The organism is Bauldia sp., from assembly GCF_020442045.1.
Taxonomy (GTDB): Bacteria; Pseudomonadota; Alphaproteobacteria; order Rhizobiales; family Kaistiaceae; genus Bauldia.
Map to the genome: position 1 here is coordinate 1 of NZ_JAGRLA010000160.1, position 2,028 is coordinate 2,028.

Genomic DNA, 2,028 nt, shown 5'->3' on the forward strand with positions numbered 1-2,028 from the left:
CGGTGGCCGCCACGGAGGATGACGCGCCGGGATACGGCTCTGCGGGCGAAACAGCGTCCGTCATCAGAGGCCCTTGAGGTTCAGCCGCTTGAGAAGCTCGACCAGCATCTCGCCGCCTGCCTTGCGATGGGCGCGATGGAGGTTGCGGGCACGTTCGCCGTCGCCCCGCTTGATGGCATTGAGGAGCGCCCGGTGATCCCTGGTCGAGGAGACCGGCTTCGGCCGCAGCCGCAGGATTATCATCCGTACCCGATGGGTCTGGTCCCAGAAGTTGAAGCAGAGCGCCGCGAGACGCGGATTGCCGGCAAGCTTCAGGAGCGCCTTGTGGAACGCCTCGTCCGCCCGCACCCAGGCGTCGAGGTCGTCCTTTTCGAGGGCCGCCTCCATCGCCTCGCAGGTGGCGAAGATCGGCGCGAGGTCGTCCGCCGACGGCTTGCGGAGCGCCGCCCGTTCGGCCGCCGCCGATTCGAGCGCCGTCAGGATCTGGTAGATCTGCTCCATGTCGGCCGGCGAAACCGGCAGCACCCGCATGCCGTGGCGCGGACTGACCTCGACCAGCCCCTCTGCCTGCAGCCGGATCAGCGCCTCGCGGACCGGCGTCCGGCTCATCCCCAGCCGCTCGGACAGGTCGCCTTCGAGATACTGCTCGCCGGGACCAAGCCTGTTGTCGAGAATCTGCCCCTTCAGCGTCTGGTAGGCCTCGGCCACCAGCGAACGGGACCGGCGCTTCTCGCCCGTGCTTTTCCGGTTGCGGGGTGCGGACATGAGCGCGCGGCATCCAATCGATACGTTACGTCATACATCGTATAGCGCTTGCCGCGGGAGCTTGGAAACGGCGCGACCGGAGCTCCGAGGGGATATGGCGCGGCCGCCGGCAGTCCGGTGCCGCACTCCAAATGCGGTCGACCCGGCCGGGCCCGGCGCTCATCCATATCAGACCCGGCCGCTTGCAGCGCAGTTCGACCGGCGGGCGGTCGACATCTTCGACAAAGGGGACGAACCCGGCGGCCCTGCCGGCCTGGTGGCGCGACTCGAACCGCCCGCCATGGACGCGAAGGCGAAGCCGTCCCGGTCGCGGCGCCCTGCCCCCCGGCTAACCGGGAGTCGTCGCGCCGTCGCCATTCTCGAACCAGGCCCTCGCCCTGCCGTCCGGCAACAGCCGGGTGATCCGCATGCGGTAACGTTCGAGATCGTCGTCGGAGAGCCGGCCTTCCCACTTCCGCGAGCTTGCCGAATCGAAGAAGCCGGCATCGGACTTCCAGAAGCCGGTTCCCGCGAATGGCGTATAGTGCGCCGCCTTCGCCTTCATCGCTCCGAATGTCGTGGCCCCGGCGACCCGCTCGATGAGCGAGCCGTCCGCGTCGATCCCCGCGGCCCGCGCGAGCTTCGCCACGGCGCGCCGCCCGTCGCGGACCATGTCCGCGTAATGGAACAGCTTGAGGTCCGGGACCCGGCCCGAGCAGGCGGTTTCCCGGTAATGCATGACCAGCGATGCAAGCGTGTCGCGGTCGAAGTTGTCGATATCCGCCTGGCCGTCGACGAAGAGGCGAAACGCCTCCGGCGCGGGCAGGAGCATCGGATGATCCGGGGCCGCATCATTCCGGTTCGCAATATGCTTGCGGAGCGAGAAGAAGACGTCGATCGGATGGCGATAAACCGCGACCACGGCAACGCCCTCCCAGATCGGGAAGCCGTCGGCCGGCGCGTGGGTCTTGACCACCCGGCGTCCCGCCTGGCTCTCCAGCGCGGTCTCGATCGCGTTGGCCGGAATCCCGATATCGGCGTCGATCCAGGGTGACAGGACAGGCACCCTGGCGGGCAAGTCCGGCCCGCCATTGACGAGCATGGCAAGCATCGTCTGGGTCCATGTCGTGCCGGATTTGGGCGGGGTTGAGACGAGGATGTCGCCCGGCCGCGGCGACCAGACGGCCCACCTGCCGGGATCGGTGATCGCGCCGCGATACGTCCGGAGCGCCGGGGCCAGGATGCGGGCGCGGGTGGTCATATCGCTGCCTCCGACGACGACAC

The 2,028-nt window shown here is 68.6% G+C and carries 2 protein-coding genes; both read right to left on the bottom strand.

The genetic code is table 11. From position 1 onward, the window contains the following. Positions 1–63: 63 nt before the first annotated feature. Positions 64–765 carry a GntR family transcriptional regulator gene (locus KDJ86_RS17725; protein ID WP_291748890.1) on the bottom strand — a complete coding sequence of 234 codons (702 nt, stop codon included), beginning with the start codon at positions 763–765 and terminating at the stop codon, positions 64–66. Positions 766–1,093: 328 nt separating this feature from the next. Then, positions 1,094–2,028 (bottom strand): sulfotransferase domain-containing protein (locus KDJ86_RS17730; protein WP_291748892.1); only part of this gene is annotated, 935 nt, incomplete at its 5' end.